The sequence below is a fragment of the Actinobaculum sp. oral taxon 183 str. F0552 genome, from assembly GCF_000466165.1.
Taxonomy (GTDB): Bacteria; Actinomycetota; Actinomycetes; order Actinomycetales; family Actinomycetaceae; genus Peptidiphaga.
The window spans coordinates 19732-39827 of record NZ_KE951407.1 but is presented as its reverse complement, the minus strand read 5'-3'; the positions used below and the strand labels follow the sequence as shown (position 1 = coordinate 39827).

15 protein-coding genes and 1 tRNA gene are annotated in these 20096 nt (G+C 70.7%); 10 read left to right on the top strand and 6 right to left on the bottom strand.

Annotated elements, in window-relative coordinates; translation table 11 throughout:
- Positions 1-55: 55 nt before the first annotated feature.
- Complete coding sequence (locus tag HMPREF0043_RS01355; protein ID WP_021600983.1) at positions 56-694, top strand: MarC family protein; 639 nt, start codon at positions 56-58, stop codon at positions 692-694.
- A 132-nt stretch (positions 695-826) separates the two neighbouring features.
- On the opposite strand, the gene HMPREF0043_RS01350 is transcribed toward HMPREF0043_RS01355, so the two are convergent.
- A complete protein-coding gene (locus HMPREF0043_RS01350) occupies positions 827-1240 on the bottom strand; it encodes a hypothetical protein (protein WP_156897467.1) in 414 nt (137 codons plus the stop codon).
- Between the two features lie 210 nt (positions 1241-1450).
- Here HMPREF0043_RS01350 and HMPREF0043_RS01345 point away from each other — a divergent pair, with 210 nt between their 5' ends.
- Positions 1451-2887, top strand: coding sequence for an aldo/keto reductase (locus tag HMPREF0043_RS01345; protein WP_232205978.1), 1437 nt, complete (start codon positions 1451-1453; stop codon positions 2885-2887).
- Between the two features lie 124 nt (positions 2888-3011).
- Complete coding sequence (locus tag HMPREF0043_RS11935; protein ID WP_379051184.1) at positions 3012-3086, top strand: 50S ribosomal protein bL37; 75 nt, start codon at positions 3012-3014, stop codon at positions 3084-3086.
- Between the two features lie 114 nt (positions 3087-3200).
- On the opposite strand, the gene HMPREF0043_RS01340 is transcribed toward HMPREF0043_RS11935, so the two are convergent.
- Complete coding sequence (locus tag HMPREF0043_RS01340) at positions 3201-3788, bottom strand: GDSL-type esterase/lipase family protein (RefSeq protein WP_040317581.1); 588 nt, start codon at positions 3786-3788, stop codon at positions 3201-3203.
- A gap of 123 nt (positions 3789-3911) precedes the next feature.
- Complete coding sequence (locus tag HMPREF0043_RS01335) at positions 3912-7649, bottom strand: multifunctional oxoglutarate decarboxylase/oxoglutarate dehydrogenase thiamine pyrophosphate-binding subunit/dihydrolipoyllysine-residue succinyltransferase subunit (RefSeq protein ID WP_021600979.1); 3738 nt, start codon at positions 7647-7649, stop codon at positions 3912-3914.
- 384 nt (positions 7650-8033) lie between these two features.
- On the opposite strand from HMPREF0043_RS01335, the gene HMPREF0043_RS11835 reads away from it, so the two are divergent.
- Entirely contained in the window at positions 8034-9725 is a 1692-nt protein-coding gene (locus HMPREF0043_RS11835) for a peptidoglycan DD-metalloendopeptidase family protein (protein WP_156897466.1), read from the top strand.
- The gene (locus tag HMPREF0043_RS01325) at positions 9725-10510 is read left to right on the top strand and encodes a glycerophosphodiester phosphodiesterase family protein (protein WP_021600976.1); all 786 of its coding nucleotides are present in this window, start codon (positions 9725-9727) and stop codon (positions 10508-10510) included. The genes HMPREF0043_RS11835 and HMPREF0043_RS01325 overlap by 1 nt, the downstream gene beginning before the upstream one ends.
- Before the next feature lie 216 nt (positions 10511-10726).
- Here HMPREF0043_RS01325 and HMPREF0043_RS01320 read toward each other — a convergent pair whose 3' ends face one another.
- Both HMPREF0043_RS01320 and HMPREF0043_RS01310 read right to left on the bottom strand, forming a co-directional pair.
- Positions 10727-11320 carry a hypothetical protein gene (locus HMPREF0043_RS01320; RefSeq protein WP_021600975.1) on the bottom strand — a complete coding sequence of 198 codons (594 nt, stop codon included), beginning with the start codon at positions 11318-11320 and terminating at the stop codon, positions 10727-10729.
- Between the two features lie 501 nt (positions 11321-11821).
- Positions 11822-11894, bottom strand: a tRNA-Arg gene (locus tag HMPREF0043_RS01310).
- Between the two features lie 300 nt (positions 11895-12194).
- On the opposite strand from HMPREF0043_RS01310, the gene argS reads away from it, so the two are divergent.
- Together argS and lysA are read left to right on the top strand one after the other, a co-directional pair.
- Entirely contained in the window at positions 12195-13871 is a 1677-nt protein-coding gene (gene argS / locus HMPREF0043_RS01305; protein WP_040317564.1) for an arginine--tRNA ligase, read from the top strand.
- 125 nt (positions 13872-13996) lie between these two features.
- A complete protein-coding gene (lysA, locus tag HMPREF0043_RS01300; RefSeq protein ID WP_021600971.1) occupies positions 13997-15379 on the top strand; it encodes a diaminopimelate decarboxylase in 1383 nt (460 codons plus the stop codon).
- Between the two features lie 187 nt (positions 15380-15566).
- Here the strand turns inward: lysA and aroD are convergent, their stop codons facing one another.
- Complete coding sequence (gene aroD / locus HMPREF0043_RS01295) at positions 15567-16388, bottom strand: type I 3-dehydroquinate dehydratase (protein WP_021600970.1); 822 nt, start codon at positions 16386-16388, stop codon at positions 15567-15569.
- Between the two features lie 214 nt (positions 16389-16602).
- Between aroD and HMPREF0043_RS01290 the strand changes: the two genes are divergently transcribed.
- The 3 genes from HMPREF0043_RS01290 to thrB are packed head-to-tail and all read left to right on the top strand — an operon-like array spanning position 16603 to position 20002.
- Positions 16603-17880: a homoserine dehydrogenase gene (locus HMPREF0043_RS01290; protein WP_021600969.1), complete on the top strand. Its 1278-nt coding sequence runs from the start codon at positions 16603-16605 to the stop codon at positions 17878-17880.
- The gene (thrC, locus tag HMPREF0043_RS01285) at positions 17880-18980 is read left to right on the top strand and encodes a threonine synthase (protein ID WP_021600968.1); all 1101 of its coding nucleotides are present in this window, start codon (positions 17880-17882) and stop codon (positions 18978-18980) included. The genes HMPREF0043_RS01290 and thrC overlap by 1 nt, the downstream gene beginning before the upstream one ends.
- Positions 18980-20002, top strand: coding sequence for a homoserine kinase (gene thrB, locus HMPREF0043_RS01280; protein WP_021600967.1), 1023 nt, complete (start codon positions 18980-18982; stop codon positions 20000-20002). The genes thrC and thrB overlap by 1 nt, the downstream gene beginning before the upstream one ends.
- The last annotated feature ends 94 nt before the right edge of the window (positions 20003-20096 follow it).

Below are 20096 nucleotides of genomic sequence, written 5' to 3'. Positions count from 1 at the left end.
CGCACCCGTCCCGGTGCGCTACACTGTCCTACACGGCCGTCGATCCGAGGAGCCCATGGACGTCTCTCTGTTCCTCCACTCCATGGCCGGTCTGTTCGCGATCATGAACCCCTTCGTCGCCCTGCCGATGTTCCTCGCGCTCACCGACGGGGCGGCCATCCGGGAGCAGCGGCGCGCCGCCCTTCGCGTCGTTCTGTACACCCTCGTCCTCACGGCGGTCGTCTTCGGATCGGGCACCGCCGTGCTTCGCTTCTTCGGGATCGGCATCACCGCGTTCCGCATCGCCGGAGGCATCGTGCTGCTCGTGATCGGCCTGTCGATGCTCAACGGCACCGGCTCGTCCGCCCACACCGGGACGAAGGGGGAGCAGGAGCACCTCTCCCAGACGCCCGACGTCGCCTTCTACCCGATGGCCTTCCCCGTCATCGCCGGGCCGGGGACCATCACCACGCTCGTCATCCTCACCGGACAGGCCAAGGGAGCCGCCGGCTACGCCTCCATCGCGGCGGCCCTCCTGGCGGTCTCGGCCGGGCTCGGGGTCGTCCTCTTCCTCGCGGGCAACATCGGGCACTACCTCTCGCAGACGCTCCGCTCGGTCATGACGCGGCTCATGGGCATGATCCTCGCGGCGATCGCGGTCCAGATGGTGATCGTCGGCTTGAAGGCCGCATTCCCGGTGCTCGCCGGGTCGTAAGAGCCCTACCGCCGGGCCGATCGGGGCGACGCACGCGGCACGGCCAACGCCTCGCGTGCGTGGCCGGGTCGGGGACTCCCCCTTCGCCGAGCGGAGGCGCGCCGCGCGTCGTCGGTTCGACGGCGGCCGGGTTTAGGACGCGAGGGAGGACGCCTGGGCGACTAAGAACACGACGTAGACGAGGGAGAGGACGCTCAGCACGATCCCGATGACTCCCAGCGCCGATCCGCGCTGGGAGTTCCTCGACGTCTGGCAGACGCCCCCGATCGAGCAGGCCAGGCCGATGATCCCGGTGATGCCGAACAGCGGCAGGAGCAGGGAGACGACTCCCACTACGGCGCCGACGACGCACAGTTCGTTCAACCCGGCGGGCTGCTGGTAGTAGACGACGCCCGGCCGCGGGTACGCCCGGATCGGCGGCCGACCGGAGGAGTACGGGTGCGTCGGCGAGCCGCCTGTGCCCGGGCCGGACCTCGCACGGTTGCCGCATGAAGGGCAGAAAGCGGCGTCTTCGGGCAATGCCGAATCGCATCGAGGACAGTTCACGGGAGTCTCCATCGTCGCTGGAACGAACGTGGCGTCAACCGCCGATTCGATCCTAGGGACATTGTAGGCGCCTCGCAAGGGACAAAACGATCTTCCGCCGAAGTTCCGCCGGAGCGAATGGGGACGAAGCGAACGGAGAGGGGAGGGCGGGAGCCCGGGCGGGGGCGGCTTGAGGTGAAGCGCGCTCCAAGGTGTAGCGTCGCGATCGTGATGGACATGGACGACGCGATGGGCATGGTCGACCCGGACGCGGCCGGGCTGCCGGGGCGCGACCTGACGATCGGAGAGGTCTCGGCCGTCGCCGGCGTCTCCGTCGACGCGCTGCGGTACTACGAGCGGACCGGGCTCATGCGCGACCCCGTTCCCCGCGACGAGTCGGGACGCCGCTCCTACGGGATCCGGGACCTGCGCTGGGTCGTCTTCATCACCAGGCTGCGGTGCTCGGGCATGCCCATCGGAATGATCCGCAGATACGCCGAGCTCGCCCGAAGGGGCGAGGAAACCGCGCTGGACCGGCTCACCCTCCTGCAGGAGCACCGCCGCAACGTGCGGGCGCAGCTGGACGAGCTGGCGCGGGCCATGGACGTCATCGATCACAAGATCTCGCTATACCGAGGGATGGGAGACACCTTCATGCTGGAGAAGACGACACTGGGCGCGACGGGCATCGACGTCGGCGTCATCGGACTGGGCTGCATGGGCATGTCCGCGTTCTACACCGGCGCCGGACAGGACGACGCCGAAGCCGTCCGGACGATCCGCCGCGCCGTCGAGCTCGGCTGCACGCTCATCGACACGGCCGAGGTCTACGGCCCCTACGCCAACGAAGAGCTCGTCGGGCGCGCGCTGAAGGGGATCCGCGACGAGGCGGTGCTCGCCACGAAGTTCGGTGTGCTCAGCCACCTCGAGGGCGGCGTCCGCCGCTACGACGGGCGCCCCGAGAACGTCCGACTCGCCGTCGAGGGATCCCTCCGGCGCCTGGACACGGACCGCATCGACCTGTACTACCAGCACCGCCCCGATCCGTCGACCCCCGTCGAGGAGACCGCCGGAGCGCTCGCGGAGCTGGTGGAAGAGGGGAAGATCCTCGCCTACGGCCTGTCCGAGGCCGACCCTGAGACGATCCGGCGCGCCCACGCCGTCCACCCGGTCGCCGCCGTGCAGACCGAGTACTCGCTGTGGACGCGCGACGTCGAGGAGGAGGTCCTGCCCACCCTGCGCGAACTCGGCATCGCCCTCGTCCCGTATTCGCCGCTCGGGCGCGGCTTCCTCACCGGGCGCATCCGCGACGTCGGCTCCCTCGACCGGACCGACTTCCGCCGCTCCAACCCGCGGTTCACGGGCGAGGCGCTCGAGGCGAACCTGCGCATCGTCGACCGGGTCGAGGAGATCGCCGCCGAGGCGGGCGCCGCGCCGGCCCAGGTCGCCCTCGCATGGCTCCGCGCCAAGGGAGGGGAGGGGCGCGACGTCGTCCCCATCCCCGGCACGCGCAAGATCGCCAGGCTCGAGGAGAACCTCACGAGCGCCTCCGTGGCGCTGACCGGGGAGCAGATCGCCGCCCTCGACGCCCTGCCCCGCCCCAGCGGCGACCGCTACCAGGACATGAAGCACCTGACCGGCATCGGCCCCGTCCGGGACGCGGACTGACACGCCGGCCGGGCGGCGAGCGGGCTGGGCCGCCCGCCGGGTGCATGACGGGCGCGACCGGCACTGGTACCATACCTATGTTCCGCATGCCCGCGGGGGTGTGCACAGCCGAAGGAGAATCGCCATGAGCCGACGTGGACGCAAGCGTCGCTCTCGCGCTGGGAAGCCCGCCAACCACGGCAAGCGCCCCAACGCCTGAGGGCCGCAGGCCCGGATCGGAAGGTCCGGGCCTGTCTCGCACGGCCGGCTCGCGATCGTTTCGCGCGGTCGGCGTTCGATTGCATCGCCGTCGGCGTCCCGCGAGTGCGGGCGGTCAGGACGCGCCGACCGGTGGGACGCCCAGCCATTCGTTCCAGCCGTTGTGCAGGACCAGCCAGGCGATGAGCCCGTACCCGGCCTGTCGCGGCTCGTAGCCTCCTGAAACCGACATGTCCGTGTTCCACTGTTCGTGGTCGACCAGGGGCGTGAAGGTGTCCACATAGGGCAGGTCCCGCCGTGCGCACACGTCGGCGAAGGCGCGCGTCAGGTCCTCCTGGATCTTGCGGGGGACGTCGCGCCGGGGCGGAGGCCCGACGACGAAGCTGCGCAGCCGCAGCCGCAGGGCGGCGTCGAGCGTGTTGGCCAGGTGCAGGCGAGCCCGGGCCAGGGTCTGACCCGAGTCCAGGTCGTGCGATCCGAGTCCCAGGACGAGCCGGTTGTCTTCTTCGGGGTGGATCCGCCGGCCCACCTCCTCGGCCCACCGCTTGGCCAGGGAGTCGGTGTTCTCGCCGGGGATGGCGAGGGTGAGCGGCATGAGCGGAGGCTCGTTCGACGTGCGCGCCAGCACGCGTCCGGTCCATCCGAGGGCGCGGGCGTCGCCGTAGCCCGCGACGAGTTCGTCGCCGACGAAGAAGATATTCACCACGTGCTACCTTCCTTTCGGCCGAGCCCGCTTCCCCCGGCGGCCGATCCGCCGGCCGCCCCCGGCGGCGAGGGGGGCGAAGCCACCGGTACCGTCGCCTCTCCTTGTGTCCACCCTAGCGAATCACCGCTGAAAAGCTCGTTCCATGAGCCGCGCGTTTTCCGCCGCGTGCGCTTTCGTCAGGCCTGCCGACGGCGAGGCCGACTCCGGCCGCGCGACCAGGCGCGGCGCGATCCCGAGTTCCGGGAAGAGCGTGGCCGCCAGGAAACGCCAGGCTCCCATGTTCTCCGGCTCGTCCTGCACCCAGACGACCTCGGCCCCCGGATACCGGGCGAGCTCCCGGCCGAGCTCCTCGCAGGCCAGGGGGTAGATCTGCTCCAGGCGGAGGATCGCCGTTCGCCGGTCGCCGCGCCGGGCGCGCTCGTCGAGCAGGTCGTAGGCGATGCGCCCCGAGCACAGCAGGACCCGGTCGGGGCGGGCCGGATCCCCGCCGGCTTCGAGCGCGGCGTCGCCGACGACCGGGCGGAAGGCGCCCGCCGTGAAGTCCTCTATCGCCGAGGTCACGCCCTTACGGCGCAGAAGCTGCTTGGGGGAGAACACGATCAGCGGGCGGCGCGGGCGGCCGTAGGCCTGGGTGCGCAGCAGGTGGAAGTGGTTGGCGGGGGTCGACGGCTGGCAGACCCACATGTTGCCCTGCGCGCACAGCTGGAGGTAGCGCTCCATGCGGCCCGACGAGTGGTCCGGTCCCTGTCCTTCGTACCCGTGAGGCAGGAGCATGACGAGCGAGGACCGCTGCCCCCACTTCTGCGTCGCCGAGGAGACGAACTCGTCGACCACCGTCTGCGCGCCGTTGGCGAAGTCGCCGAACTGCGCCTCCCAGACGACCAGGGCGTCGGGCCTCTCCACCGAATAGCCGTACTCGAAGGCCAGGACGCCGTACTCGGACAGCGGCGAGTCGTAGATCCACAGCCTCGCCTGGTCGGCGGTCAGGCTGTCGAGCGGAGTCCACTCCTCCCCGGTCTCGCGGTCGTGGGCCACGGCGTGCCGCTGGACGAAGGTGCCGCGCCGCACGTCCTGCCCGGACATGCGCACCGGTACGCCTTCGATCAGCAGCGAGCCGAAGGCCAGGAGCTCGCCCATGCCCCAGTCGACTCCGCCGTCGTGCGTCATCTTCGCGCGACGCTCGAAGAGCCGGGCGACCTTGGGATGGGGCGTGAACCCGTCGGGGATCTGGAGGTGGGCGTCGCCGATGCGGCGGATGATGGCGGCGGTCGTGCTGCTCGTCCAGCCGATCATCGTGCCCGCGTCGGGCTGCTGGGCCGCCGGCAGCTCCAGGCCCGCGATGGCGTCGAGGTCTCCGCCGTCGGCGGCGGCCTCGGCGTCTTTGACGTCCTGGAAGGCCCGGTCGAGGGTCGCGTGGTAGTCGCGCTCGAAGGCCTCCGCCTGCTCGGCCGTCATCTCGCCGCGTCCCAGGAGGGCCTCTTTGTAGAGCTGGCGGGTCGTGCGCTTGGAGTCGATGAGCGAGTACATGACGGGCTGGGTCATCGACGGGTCGTCGCCTTCGTTGTGGCCGCGGCGGCGGTAGCAGATCACGTCGACGACGGCGTCCTTGTGGAAGGCCTGGCGGTACTCGTAGGCCAGGCTCGCCGCGCGCACCACGGCCTCGGGGTCGTCGCCGTTGACGTGGAAGATCGGCACCTGGAGGCCTTTGGCGACGTCCGTCGAGTAGTTCGAGGAGCGGCCGGAGTTCGGGGTCGTCGTGAAGCCGATCTGGTTGTTGACGACGATGTGGATCGTGCCGCCCGTCCTGTAGCCGCGCAGCTGGGAGAGGTTGAGGACCTCGACGACCACGCCCTGGCCGGCGAAGGCGGCGTCCCCGTGGATGAGGATCGGGAGCACGGAGCGGCCGTCGTCGTCTTGTCCCTGGAGGTCCTGCCGGGCGCGGACGATGCCTTCGAGCACGCCGTCGGCGGCCTCCAGGTGGGAGGGGTTGGCCGCCAGGTAGACACCCGTCGTCTCGCCGGCGGGCGAGGTGTAGACGCCCTCCGTCCCCAGGTGGTATTTGACGTCTCCGGAGCCGTGGACGCCCCGCGGATCGACCAGCCCGTCGAACTCGGTGAAGATCTGCCGGTAGGACTTGCCGGCGATGTTCGTCAGGACGTTCAGCCGGCCGCGATGCGACATGGCGATGGCCACCGAGTCGAGGCCGTCGCGCGCGGCTCCCGCCAGGATCGCGTCGAGGGCGGGGATCAGGGACTCACCGCCCTCCAGGGAGAACCTCTTCTGCCCCACGTACTTCGTATGGAGGAAGGTCTCGAAGGCTTCGGCCTGGTTGAGCTTCCGGAGGATCTGGTGGCGTTCGGCGTCGGTGAGCCTGGCCCGCGGCCGCTCGAGGCGCTCCTGGAACCAGCGCCGCTGGGCCGGGTCGGTGATGTGCATGTACTCGAATCCGATGGACGAGCAGTAGGTGCTGCGGAGCTGGGAGAGCACCTCGCGCAGCGTCATCTCGCTGCCCGGCATGAAGTCCCCGGCGGGGAAGCGCCGGTCGAGGTCCCACGACGTCAGGCCGTAGCTCGACAGGGACAGGTCCGGGTGGCGGCTGGGCCGGAAGGCGATGGGGTCCAGGTCGGCGATGAGATGCCCGCGCGAACGGTAGGAGTGGATGAGGCTCGCCACCCGCGCGGGCTTGCCGAGCTGGTTGGACGGGTTGTATTCGACGTCGCGCTCCCAGGCGTACGGCTCGGTCGGCACGTGGAGGGACCGGAAGACCCGGTCGTAGAAGCCGTCCAGGCCCGTCAGCTTGGTCTCCAGCAGGCGCAGGAACTCGCCCGACGTCGCTCCCTGGATGATGCGGTGGTCGTACGTGGAGGTCAGGGTGAGGACCTTGGAGACCCCCATGCGCGCCAGCGCGAAGTCCGAGGTCCCGGCGAACCCGGCCGGATAGGCCATCGAGCCGACGCCGATGATCGCGCCCTGGCCCGTCATGAGGCGCGGCACCGACTGGGTGGTGCCGATCCCTCCGGGGTTCGTCAGGGACACCGTCGTCCCCTGGAAGTCCTCGACGCCGAGGCTGCCCTCCCGGCCCCTGCGGACGAGGTCCTCGTAGGCGGTGAGGAACTCGCGGAAGGTCATGAGCTCGGCGTCCTTGACCGAGGGGACGACGAGCGTGCGCGAGCCGTCGGGACGGTGGGCGTCGATGGCCAGGCCGAAGTTGACGTGCTCGGGCCGGTGGACGGCGGGCCTGCCGTCCTGCAGCGTGTAGGAGCTGTTCATGTCCGGCATCTGGACGAGCGCCTCGACCACGGCGTAGGCGATCAGGTGGGTGAAGCTCACCTTGCCGCCCCGCGTCGTCCTCAGGCGATCGTTGACGAGGGCGCGGTTGTCGAACATCGTCTTGACGGGGACCTGTCGGAAGGACGTCGCCGTCGGGATGGACAGCGAGGCGTCCATGTTCGCCGCGACCGACTTGGCGGTGCCCCTCATGCGGGTCGTCTCGCCCGAGGCGAGCGGGTCTGTGCTCGCGGCGAGGCTGAAGCGCTCGGCGTAGGGGGTCAGGGCCGGGCGCGCGGCCGCCAGGGGCGCAGGCGGCAGATCCGAGCGCGTGGAGACCGCCTCATCCGTGTCCTGGCGCGAATCCGACGTGGCGCGGATCTCGATCTGCGCGCGAGCCGTCTGAGGGTCGGATCGCCTGTGCGCCTCCGGCCCGCCGGAGTCCATCGGCGGGCGCCCCTCCGCCTTCCACCGCCGGAAGAGCTCGCCCCACTGCGGGGGGACCCCCGAGGGATCGTCGAGGAATGCGATATAGAGGTCCTCGATGAAACCTTGATTCGGCCCGAAGTCACTGTGCGTCTGCGATGACACTGTCCGCCTCGTCTGATAGTGGGAATCCGACGAGTCAAGGCTACGAGACTTTCGGCGGCGTTTCACACACGCCGCGACCATGTCGGAGGATTCCGCCCGTATCGAGGGGATCGCGGGCCCTCCCGCCGAGGCTCCGGCGGGTCTCAGGGGCCGGCCGAAGGGGCCGTGACCGAATTCGCTAACCCGCGCAAAGCGCGGAATTCCGCAGATGGGGACGGTTTACCGAGGCGAATGCGCTGAACCGTGTGGCCGGCCTGTGATCGTTCCGTTATCATTTCATGACAGCGGCGGCGATTGGCTGCCTGACACACATGAGGCGAAAACAAAGGACGATGAGTGGGTAAACATACGGCAGACAGCGGGGCTTGGGAAGAAGCCCAGCCGTTGCGCGCCCGTTCTCGCCGAGGCGAGCTTCGGGCAGGCGAATCGAATCCCGTCGAGCATCCTCCGGCTCGTCGGCGTGCGTACGGCGAGCGCGAAGGGGGAGAGACCCCGCCGCCCCGCGCAGGCGCTCCGTCCGAGCAACGGGAGGGAGCGGCTCCACCTCGCCGTTCCCACCGTTTCGAACAGACCGCCAGCGCCCCCGGCAAGGCCGACGCCGCCTCCCCCTCACCGAAGCATCCGTCCCGTCGGCGCCAGACTCAACTCTCCTCATCCCAGGAAACCGCCCAGCTTCAGGAGAGGCCGGCACCTGGGGCGTACACGCCCGCTTCCGCCCCGGCGGGTCAGGAACCCCCGGCCACGCGCCGTTCGCGGCGTCTCCAAGCCGCCGTCGACAACAGGATCCAGGCCGGCCAGCCGCATCGGAACGCCGGGAACCCGGCCGGCGGCGAAGGCGCCGAAGGGGATCAGACCCCCCGCCGTTCGCGCAGGGGCGCGGCGTATCCGCAGGCCCAGCAGCAGGCGGCTCCTCACGACGTCGGCCGCGACTACGCCGCGATGGCGCGCCGGGCTAGACGCACGCCGCCTCCCCGCCCGGAGCAGGTGGGCGACGACCCCAACGCCACGTTGGTGTTCGACGCCGTCGAGGATTCCGACGATTCGGGGGATGAGACGCCGGACTCGGCCGGGCAACGCGATTCGAACGGACGGGACCCGTCGGGCGGCGGCGAGACGGAGGCGGATGCCCGCGGGCACTCTCCGGCCAGGCGGGTCAGAAGCACCGATCGCCAGTTCACCGACGTCATGGTCGACACCGAGATCGCGGAGGTCATCTCCGAGGGAGCGGCGCTCTCCCGCGTCGAGCGCAGGAGGCGCATGGCCCTCCATACGCCCGAGAGGCCGATCCTCTCGGAGCAGGGCGCAAGTTTCGGCTCCCGCAAGTGGATGATGCAGGGCGTGGCCGCCGGCGCGATCACGCTCATCGCCGTCGGCGTGCCGATCCTCGGGAACTCGGGCGGGACGACGGCCAACGCGAGCCAGAACCTCACCGGCTCCTACGTCGGGGCCAACGCACGGCAGGCCAACGGCACCACACCCTCGGCACTCACCGGCGACCCCTCGGCGCAGGCGCGGTCCGCCGAGCAGGCCATCTCCTCCGAGGCGGAGAAGAACCCCTCGGGTTCTCTGTGCTCGGCCGAAGGCGCCCAGGGCGTGCGCGCCGCCCACGTCAAGGACACCTCCAACACGGTGGTCTCGCCTCTTCCGGAGGGGGTGTACCGGCTCACGTCGCCCTTCGGGTACCGAGTCGACCCGATCTCCGGCGGCTATTCGGAGCACGCGGGCCAGGATTACGCTGCCCCGATGGGCACGCCGATCCACGCTGTGGCCGAAGGCGTCGTCACCCACGCCGGCCCGGGAATCCAGGGGCGGTCGAACAACCTCATCATCATCCAGCACAAGATCAACGGCGAGACGTTCTACACGTGGTACATCCACATGTACGACAACGGCGTGCTCGTCAAGAAAGGCGACAAGGTCAAGGCGGGGCAGACGATCGGCTTGGTCGGCTCCAACGGGAATTCGACCGGCCCGCACCTGCATCTCGAGGTCCACTCCGCGGCCGACAAGCTCATGGATCCCGTCGCCTTCCTGAAGAGCCACGGAGCGCAGGACCCCACTAAGCTGTGCAACTGATGCCGCGCCTGTACTCCGTCGGAGAGCCCGTCATCCTCGCCCACCGCGGCGGAGCCGTCGACTACGCCGAGAACTCGCCCGAGGCCTTCGCCGCGATGCGCGATCTCGGCTTCCGGTACATCGAGACGGACGCGCGCGCCACGTCCGACGGCGTGGCCGTCCTCTGCCACGACGAGACCCTGGACAGGACCACCGACTCGAAGGGGCCGATCTCCGGCCGCACGTGGCGCGAACTGCAACAGGTCCGCGGCAAGGACGGGAACGGCATCCTGCGCGTGGACGAGGCGCTCAAGGCCTACCCCGACGTCGTGTTCAACATCGACGCGAAGAGCGACCGGGTGGTCGTCCCGCTGGCCCGCGCCATCCGCGTCGGCGATGCGAGAGACCGCGTGTGCGTCGCCAGCTTCTCCGAGCGGCGTCTGCGCAGGCTGCGCGGCTTCCTGCCCGGGGTCGCCAGTTCCCTCGGGGCGGGCTCGGTCGCCAGGATCGCCGCCGCCGCGCGGACGTTCGGCCCGGTCAGGAGCCGCCTGCTCGCTTCGGTTCCGGGGCCCGGCGACGGAGTGCAAGTCGCCCAGGTCCCCTTGAGGGCGCGCGGTGTGCCGGTGCTCACCCAGGGCTTCCTCAAGGCCGCCCACTCCCGGGGCATCGCCGTGCACGTGTGGACGATCGACGACGTCGCCGCGGCGACCCGCCTCCTGGACATGGGAGTCGACGGGATCGTCACCGACGTGCCCGAGCTCATGCGCGACGCCTTGCGCGACCTCGGATACGAGCTGGCGAGCTAGCCGGACGGAACGAGCTAGCCGGGAGGGGCCAGACAGCCGCCGGGCGGAGGGAGGGCGGTGTCATGCAGCCGGCGCCCGGGACCGCTCGGCCGGCCATTCCCCCTTCTCCGAAAATTCATCGGTCGCCGAGTCTTTCATTGCCGTTCCTCAGGGGGAGCGGGCCGCCGTCGTGAACCATACCACGACGACCCCGATGGGGTTCGTGCGAGAACCTCTTCAGATATATCCGAAGAATCTGTCCCTCCACGTGGACGGCCAGTCGTGATCGCCGTCGTATGGGTCGTCCAACGGATCCTCGCTGATATGAATGTAGCCGAGACGTCCGAGGGCGTCCTCGATGCGGGTCCTGTCGGAGGCCGCCATCGACTCCGCCGTTTCCGCATCGCTCCACGCCGCGGGATTCTCGAGTGCGACGATGGTCATTCTCCCGAAGTTGCTGATGGACACCACGATGCGGGCCGGGCTGTCGAGGACGGTCTCCGGGATCTCGATCCGGCCCAGCTCGGCGGTGTCCTGCATGCGGTCGTCATGCTTGCAGGAGCAGGAGAACTCCTCGTCGATGGCCTCGGCGAGGAGTTTGAAGCGCTTGTGCTCGGTGCGGTGACGGAAGTCCGCGGGCACCTCCGCATACCGCGGATCCGGATCGTCGAGGCTGCGGAGAAGCCTCAGGGTTTCCGAGGCGGACAGCATGACGGACGGCTCGCCCGTCGACACATCGATGCGCGGGTCCCAGCGGTTCCGACTGCGCTCGATGATCCTGCGGACGGCGTGACCGATCCGCTCGCGCCAACGTCGCAGGAAGAATGTCATATCGGTGAGTCTTTCTCGTGAATGCCAATGGGGCGCGGGGGAACAGATGGACAATGACACCAGGGGCCTCGACCGGCCCGCGTCCGTCTGGTCTCCACCTCCGAGAACGTCGACCAGACCCCCGACGGCATCATGAGCTCCATCGCCGAGGTTCTACAGCCGGAACCTGGCCAACGAGGTCATCGAGGGCATGAGCGAGAAGGCCAGGAACGGCGGCGCCAACGTCAAAGCGCCCCTGGGCTGCCGCAACGTTCGCGCCCGTGACGCCCAGGGCCACGAGATCCGCACCGTCGGGCTCGATCCCGAACGCGCACCGCTCATGAGACTGGCCTTCACCGAGTACTCCACCGGCAACTGGACGGTCTGCGCTCTGGCCAAGCACCTGACCGGCCTGACAACGTCGCCGACGCCGAACAAACCGGCTACGACCGTCCTCCACGGGGCGCTTGCAAAACCTGCTGCGTCACCCCTGCTACAAGGGCGTCGTCACCGGGCGTGGAGCACCCCAGACAGGATTCGAACCTGCGACCTTTTGCTCCGGAGGCAAACGCTCTATCCACTGAGCTACTGGGGCTCGTCGGATAACTGTAGCAGCTTTGGGGCGCTCCGGTCGCCGGGCGTGCGCGCCGCGCGTGCGGATCCTGTGTGCCCCCACGTGTAGCCGCCGGCGTAGAGGCGTCCGCGTCGCGTGCGGATCCGGTCCGTGCCACGTTATCGAGGTGCCGTCCGAATATGCGTCCGCCGCCTGCGGATTCGGCTCGTCGACGCGGCGGGAGCGGGTACCGGCGGACCGTCAGGGCACAGGCGGGCCGGCCGCGGGGCATGGGCATGGACCGAATACGGACCGGATGCCGAACCGCGTAGGATGAGGTGTGTGACTCCTGAAGAACTCAGTCGGCTGATCGCCGCAGTACTCGCCGAGGCCGTCGCGGACGGCTCGTTGACCGTTGAGGGGGAGCTCCCGGTGGTGCGCGTGGAGCGTCCGCGTTCCCGGGAGCATGGTGATTGGGCGACGAACGTCGCCATGCAGTTGGCCAAGCGAGCGGGGGTCGGGCCGCGCGATCTGGCCGGGATGCTGGCGGCTCGCCTGGCCGGGCATGAAGCGATCGCCTCCGCCGAGGCGGCGGGCCCGGGGTTCGTCAACGTCCGTCTGTCGGCCGCCGCTGCGGGGGAACTGGCGCGTACGATCGTGCAGGCCGGCCCGGATTACGGGCGCAGCGCCGTCCAGGCGGGCAGCGTGGTGAATCTGGAGTACGTCTCGGCCAATCCGACCGGGCCGCTGCACATCGGGCATGCCCGGTGGGCCGCCGTCGGCGACGCTCTGGCTCGGATCCTGGCCTTCACGGGCGCCGAGGTGGTGCGCGAGTACTACTTCAACGATCACGGCAATCAGATCGACCACTTCGCCGATTCCCTTCTGGCCAGCGCGGTGGGCCGTGAGATCCCGGCCGACGGCTACGGCGGCCAGTACATCGAGGACATTTCGCGGGCGGTGATCGACCAGTGCGTTCAGGCGGGCGAGCCGGATCCGCGCGCACTGCCCCAGGCCCAGGCTCGGGAGGTCTTCCGCTCGCGCGGCGTAGAGCTGATGTTCGAGGAGATCAAGGCCTCGCTGCACGAGTTCCGCTCCGATTTCGACGTGTTCTTCCACGAGCAGTCCTTGCACGAGTCGGGGGCCGTGGCCCGGGCCATCGAGCGGTTGCGCGAGCGCGGCGTGATCTTCGACCGGGAGGGCGCGGTGTGGCTGCGCTCGACGGATTTCGGGGACGACAAGGACCGGGTCATCATCAAGTCCGACGGTCAGGCCGCCTATTTCGCGGCCGACCTGGCCTACTATCTGGACAAGCGCGCCCGCGGGGCCGACCGGTGCGTGCACATGCTGGGGGCCGACCATCACGGATACATCGGGCGCATGTACGCAATGGCGCGTGCTTTCGGCGACACGGCCGGCCCGGGGCGGAACATGGACATCCTCATCGGCCAGTTGGTCAACCTCGTGCGCGGCGGCGAGCCGGTGCGCATGTCCAAGCGGGCCGGGAACGTGGTCACGATGGAGGACCTGGTCGAGATGGTCGGGGTGGACGCCGCCCGGTATTCGCTCGTGAGGGCCTCTGTGGACACCACCCTCGAGCTCGATTTGGACGTGGTGGCCTCGCGCACCGCAGACAACCCGGTCTTCTACGTCCAGTACGCCCACGCGCGGACGTGCTCGGTGGCGGCCAACGCGGCCGAGCACGGCGTGCGCCGCCAGGACGGCTTCGCCCCCGAGACCCTTACGGCGCCCGACTGCGATCTGCTCGGGGTGCTGGCCGGCTTCCCGGACGCGATCTGCACGGCCGCAGAGCTGCGCGAGCCCCATCGCGTGGCCCGCTACCTGGAGGAGCTGGCCGGGGCCTACCACGCCTGGTACGCCAAGACCCGCGTCACCCCGCGCGCCGGCCAGGACGTCACCGCCCTGCACCGCACCCGGCTGTGGATCAACGACGCCGCGCGCCAGGTCCTGGCCAACGGCCTAAACCTACTCGGCGTGCAAGCACCCCAACGGATGTAGCAGCACCGAGAGCACCGGCGAGCTCGGCGCCGCCGGCCCCTCGCCGGGCTCGCGTCTGCCCGGCCCCACTCCCGATCCCCGTCCACCACCGCTTCGCGGCCCCGTCATGTGCGAAAGGAACATCCATGATCAACCGCCTCGACATCCTTGCGGCTCCCGAACCCGACGGCGCGACGTCGGGCGTGTGGCCGACCACGCTCAGACGCCTCGACTCCGGTGAGTTCTCGGTGGGCGGGGTGCCTGTCGGCGAGCTCGTCGCCGAGTTCGGCACGCCCCTGTACGTGCTGGACGAGGCCGAGTTCGCCCGGCGCGCACGCGTCTGGAAGGCGGCGATGGGGGAGGCTTTCGCCGACCTGGCCGAGACCGACGTCTACTACGCGGGCAAGGCGTTCCTGTGCATCGCCGTGGCGCGCACCGCCGCGATGGAGGGGCTGGGAGTCGACACGTGCACGGAGGGCGAGCTGGCGACGGCGCTGGCGGCAGGCGTCCCCGGGTCCCGCATCGGGCTGCACGGCAACAACAAGTCGCGCGCGGAGATCAGCCTGGCCCTGGACCACGGGATCGGCCACCTGGTCGTCGACTCCCTGCCCGAGCTCGCCCTGGTCGATTCGATCGCGGCCGAACGCGGCGTCGTCGCCGACGTCATGCTGCGCGTGACGACCGGCGTCCACGCGGGCGGGCACGAGCACATCGCCACCGCCCACGAAGACCAGAAATTCGGCCTGTCGATCGCCGACGGGGCCGCCCGCCGCGCCGTCGAACGGGCCGTCGGAGCCGAGCACGTGCGCCTGACGGGCCTGCATTCGCACATCGGTTCGCAGATCCTGGCGGTCGCCGGCTTCCGGGCCGCCGCGGAGGCGGTCCTACGGCTGCGGGCCGAGGCTGTGCGCGAGCTGGGGATCGAGATCCCCGAAGTCGACTTCGGCGGGGGGTACGGGGTGCGCTACACGGTGCTCGACTCCATTCCGCCGTCGCCCGCGGAGTTCGCGTCGATTCTGGCGGAGGCGGCGGCCGCCAACGTCGAGGAGACGGGCGTGCCGGCTCCCCGCGTCTCCATCGAGCCCGGCCGATCGATCGTCGGCCCGGCCGGGATGACCCTCTACACGGTCGGGACGATCAAGACCGTCGAGGCCGAGGACGGCCCGCGCCGCTACGTCTCCGTGGACGGCGGCATGAGCGACAATCCGCGGCCCATACTGTACGGGGCAGACTACACGGCCGCCTTGGCGTCGCGTGCGCCGTCGGAGGGCGTGCGCACCCGGATCGTCGGCAAGCACTGCGAGAGCGGCGACATCGTGGTGCGCTCCGTCAGCCTGCCGGCCGACCTCGCCGCGGGCGACATCCTCGCCGTCCCCGCGACCGGCGCCTACGGCCGCTCCATGGCCAGCAACTACAACCACGTGCCGCGCCCCGGCGTGGTGGCCGTGCGCGACGGAAGGGCCCGCTGGATCGTCAGGCGCGAGACCGTGGCCGACATCCTCGCCCTCGACGCCGGATACGGGAAGTAGCAGGCGGGGTCGGGTCCGGCGCGCCGCGGGGACGGCGGGGCCGGTCAACCACGCACTTGCATACGGGCATCGCGCGGTGTGTGCTTACTTCCGTAGCTCCCCGCCGTTCGCAAGGACTGGCGGGGTTTGCTCTGCTCGCCCCTGTGCGGTCGGCCTCCCCTGCGCGGCGGGCGTCTTCGCGCCCCGGCTATCGCGCCGACGACCAGCGTGCGAAGGAGCGCAGGACCGGCTCTAGCTCGGCCAGGGGGACCTGCCCGGGAGCCGACGCCTCGCCGACGGCGGCGAAGGTCGCGCACGAGCCGAACTGCCCGGCCGCCGCCCGCGAGATCACCCCGAGCGGTCCCATCGAGACGGCGATGATCGGCGCGTCGAGCGTTCGGGACGCTTCGGACGAGGCCGCGAGCAAGGTCAGGACGTCCTCCATGCGCTTCGGCATGCAGGCGATCTTCGCGACGTCGGCGCCCGAGCCGGCCATGGCGGCCAGACGGGCGAGGATCCTCTCGCGCGGGGGAGTGGCCCCGAAATCGTGGTACGAGGCGACGACGGCGACTCCGGCCGCGTGCGCGGCCTCGGCCACGCGGGCGGTTAGGCCGGGGGCGCGGAAGTGCTCGACGTCCACCGCCTGCACGCCGCCGCCGCGGACGAGCGCGTCGAGGAGGGCCTCGTATTCTGCCGGCGAGATGGCGCTGGCCCCGCCTTCGGACGCCGTCCGGAAGGTGGCCAGGAGGGGGCGGCCCGCCGCGGCGGTCAGGTGAGAGGCCGCCTCGAGAATGGAGTCGACGCCTCCGGAACTCGGCGCGCCGCGGGGCGCGTCGCCGGGGGGCGCGGCCCGGAAGCCGGCGAAATGGTCGATCCGCCATTCGACGATGTCGCATTCGGCCGCGGCCGCGGCCGCGCATTCGGCCAGGAGCGCCTCCAGGCTCGAAGCCGTCAGCGGCACGATCGTCTTGGGGATCCCCTCGCCGAGGACGACCCTTCCGGGCACGCCGCCGAGCGTCACCGTGCGCATGAGGCCTCCCTCGTCCCGTCCGTTCGCGATCCCCCGTCGATCGCCGGCGAGGCGGCGGGCGCAGGCTCTCCTCACCCGCTTCCGCCGCGCCGCCCGCGGGTCAAGTCTAGCGTCGCGCCCCGATCCGGCGCTCCCGGAACCGGCCGGCGCGCGTGGACCGGTACTGACGCGGGGCGTCCGGCCGGGTAAGCTACTCCCAGCGAAAGGAGAATGCGTGAAAGACGTGAGGATCGGCCTGCTCGGGTGCGGGACCGTGGGCACTCAAGTGGCTCGCCTGCTCGAAGAGCAGTCGCAGGACTTGGCCGCGCGATCGGGCGCCAGGCTCAAGGTCGTCGCAATAGCCGTACGGGACCTGGAGGCGCCGAGGGACCCGGCGATCGACCGCGGCCTCCTGACCGACGACCCGCACCGCGTCATCTCGCAGGCCGACATCGTCATCGAGCTGATCGGCGGCGTCGAACCCGCGCGAAGCCTCATCCTCGAAGCGTTCCGAACGGGCGCCTCCGTGGTCACCGGCAACAAGGCGCTCCTCGCCGCCCACGGGCCGGAACTGTACCAGGCTGCGGCCGCCGCCGGCGTCGACCTGTACTACGAGGCCGCCGTCGCCGGCGCGGTCCCGGTCGTCTACGGGCTGCGCGAATCCCTGGCCGGCGACCGCATCATGGCCGTCCTCGGCATCGTCAACGGCACCACCAATTACATCCTCGACGAGATGACCACCAAGGGCATGGACTTCGGCGAAGCCCTCGCCAAGGCCCAGGAGCTCGGGTACGCGGAGGCCGATCCGTCCGCCGACGTCGACGGCCTGGACGCCGCCGCCAAGTGCGCGATCCTCGCCTCCCTCGCCTTCCACACGCGGGTGGCCCTCGACGACGTCCACGTCCACGGCATCCGCCACATCACCGCGGACGATGTCGCCACCGCCGCTCGGTCGGGCTGCGTCGTCAAGCTCATCGCCTCGGCCAAGCGCCGTCCGGACGGCATCGAGCTGCACGTGGGCCCCACCCTCGTGCCCGCCACGCATCCGCTGGCTTCGGTGCACGGGCCGTTCAACGCCATCGTCATCGAGGCGGAGGCGGCCGACCGGCTCATGTTCTACGGCCGCGGCGCCGGCGGGGCGCCGACCGCTTCGGCGGTTCTCTCCGACGTCGTCGCCGCGGCGTCGCATCGGGTGGACGGCGGGCACGCCCCCCGGGAGCTCGTGTACGCCGACCTGCGCGTGCTCGCCCCGCAGGAGGGGCGCTCCCGGTTCCAGGTGGAGTTCACCGTGCTCGACGAAGTCGGCGTCCTGACCAGGGTGACGAGCGCCTTCGCGTCCCACGGCGTGTCGATCCGCTCGGTCGTGCAGGGCGTCGGCGAGGGCGGACTCGCCCGCCTGACCGCCACGACCCACGAGGCCTGCCAGGCCGACCTCGAGGCCACCCTCGCAGAGCTCTCCTCCGCGCCCTTCGTCGCGGAGGTCCATCACGTCAATCGAGTGGAGGAGTCCTGATGGCGCACCAGTGGCGCGGTCTGATCGCCGAATACCCCGATCGCCTCCCCTTCGGCGAGGGAGATCCGGTCGTCACCCTCCGCGAAGGGGGGACGCCCCTCGTGCACGCCCCGGCGCTCGACGCGCGGACCGGCGCGACGGTCTACGTCAAAGTCGAAGGGGCGAACCCCACGGGCTCCTTCAAAGACCGGGGGATGACCACGGCCGTCTCCCGCGTCCTGCAAACCGGCGTCAAGGTCGTGGCATGCGCCTCGACGGGCAACACGTCGGCCTCGGCGGCGGCCTATGCCGTGGCCGCCGGGCTGCAGTCGGCCGTCGTCCTGCCCGCGGGCAAGATCGCGGCGGGGAAGCTGGCGCAGGCGATCGTCCACGGCGCGACGCTCGTCGCCGTGGACGGCAATTTCGACGACTGCCTGCGCATCGTCCGGGAGCTGACCGAGACCCACCCCGTGGCGCTCGTCAACTCGGTCAACCCCTACCGGCTCCAAGGCCAGAAGACGGCCGCCTTCGAGATCGTCGACCAACTGGGCGACGCCCCCGACATCCACGTCCTGCCCGTCGGCAACGCGGGCAACATCACCGCCTACTGGATGGGGTACAGCGAATACGCGGGCCGCACGACCCTCGCCTCCCTCGACGAGACCGCGACGCGCCTGCCCGCGGCCTCCACCAAGCTGCCCGAGATGTGGGGCGTCCAGGCGTGGGGGGCCGCGCCGCTCGTGCTCGGCGAGCCCGTCGACGAGCCGGAGACCGTCGCCACGGCGATCCGCATCGGAAACCCGGCCTCGTGGAAGTACGCCGAGGCGGCCCGCGACGATTCGCACGGGTGGATCGACCGCGTCACCGACGAGCGGATCCTGGCGGCCCAGGCGGTTCTCGCAGCCGAGGTCGGCGTGTTCGTCGAGCCCGCCTCCGCGGCCTCCGTCGCGGGCCTCATCCAAGCGGCCGAGGCGGGCAGGGTCCCGCAGGGCGCGACCATCGTGTGCACGGTCACCGGCAACGGGCTCAAGGACACGGCCACGGCGCTGGGCGGCCGCGAGGTCGACATCGACCCCATCGCCCCCACGGTCGAGGCGGCGGTCGCCGCTCTGGCACTCTGATGCGGTTCGCGCGCGCCACCGCCGCGGTCCGCGTCCCGGCGACGTCCGGCAACCTCGGCCCGGGATTCGACTCGATGGGCATGGCCCACAATCTGTGGGACGAAGTTCATGTCCGGCTCACCACCGGGGCGACCCGGGTGGTGATCCAAGGCCAGGGGAGGGCCAGCCTGCCCACCGACGAGTCGCACCTGATCGTCCGCGCCATGCGGCGCGGCTTCCAGGCCGCGGGGCTTCCCGAGGCCGGGATCGAACTGACCTGCAGGAATGGCATCTACCAGGGCCGGGGCCTGGGCTCGAGCGCGGCCGCCGTCGTCGCGGGGCTCCTGCTCGTGCGCGGACTCGTCGACCACCCCGAGGAATTCGACGACGCCGCGGTCCTCTCCCTGGCCACCGGATTCGAGGGGCACCCCGACAACGCCGCTCCCGCGCTGCACGGCGGAATCGTCCTCTCCTGGGTGAAGGACGACCCCGGCCGGGCGGCTCCGCCCGCCGAACCGGGCGCGGGGGAGGCCTCGGGCCCAGCGGGAGCGGACGGCTTCGCCCATGCGGACGGTCCGGCGCCCCCGGGCGAGGCCGGGGAGGGGTCTCCCAGCCCGGCCGTGGGCGTGGCGAGGATCGAGGTGGCGCCGGAGGTCAGAACGACTCTGCTCGTTCCCAACGCCGAGCTCGCCACGCGCGAAGCGCGTTCGGTCCTGCCCAGTGAAGTCCCCCACGCCGACGCCGCGTTCACCGCGGCCCGGGCGGGCCTGCTCGTCGTCGCCCTGGAGCGCTCTCCGGAACTGCTCTTCGAAGCCACGCGCGAACGCCTGCACCAGGACTACCGCGCCGATTCGATGCCGCAGTCCGCCGAGGTGCTCCGCGCGCTGCGCGAAGCGGGGTGGCCCGCCGTGATCTCGGGGGCCGGCCCCTCGATCCTCGTCTTCGACGAAGTGGACCGGAAAACGGCGGATCTTCTAGCCGATCGGGGCTTCCGCGCGCTGCGCTCGGGGGTCGGACGAAAGGCGCATCTCATAGACGTTTAGCAAAATGGAGTAAATTGCTGCTACGCTTAGCTCCAGCCCGGACTGTCGCAATGCGCCCCGGGTGTACCCCACCGAATTTACGCACATTCGGTGT

What these genes read in the sequence shown, in the direction of transcription:
- thrB (WP_021600967.1), top strand. Translation starts at nt 18,980, where the DNA reads ATGCGGTTCGCGCGCGCCACCGCCGCGGTCCGCGTCCCGGCGACGTCC.
- aroD (WP_021600970.1), bottom strand. Translation starts at nt 16,388, where the DNA reads ATGCGCACGGTGACGCTCGGCGGCGTGCCCGGAAGGGTCGTCCTCGGC.
- HMPREF0043_RS01345 (WP_232205978.1), top strand. Translation starts at nt 1,451, where the DNA reads ATGGACATGGACGACGCGATGGGCATGGTCGACCCGGACGCGGCCGGG.
- HMPREF0043_RS01325 (WP_021600976.1), top strand. Translation starts at nt 9,725, where the DNA reads ATGCCGCGCCTGTACTCCGTCGGAGAGCCCGTCATCCTCGCCCACCGC.
- HMPREF0043_RS01355 (WP_021600983.1), top strand. Translation starts at nt 56, where the DNA reads ATGGACGTCTCTCTGTTCCTCCACTCCATGGCCGGTCTGTTCGCGATC.
- lysA (WP_021600971.1), top strand. Translation starts at nt 13,997, where the DNA reads ATGATCAACCGCCTCGACATCCTTGCGGCTCCCGAACCCGACGGCGCG.
- thrC (WP_021600968.1), top strand. Translation starts at nt 17,880, where the DNA reads ATGGCGCACCAGTGGCGCGGTCTGATCGCCGAATACCCCGATCGCCTC.
- HMPREF0043_RS01320 (WP_021600975.1), bottom strand. Translation starts at nt 11,320, where the DNA reads ATGACATTCTTCCTGCGACGTTGGCGCGAGCGGATCGGTCACGCCGTC.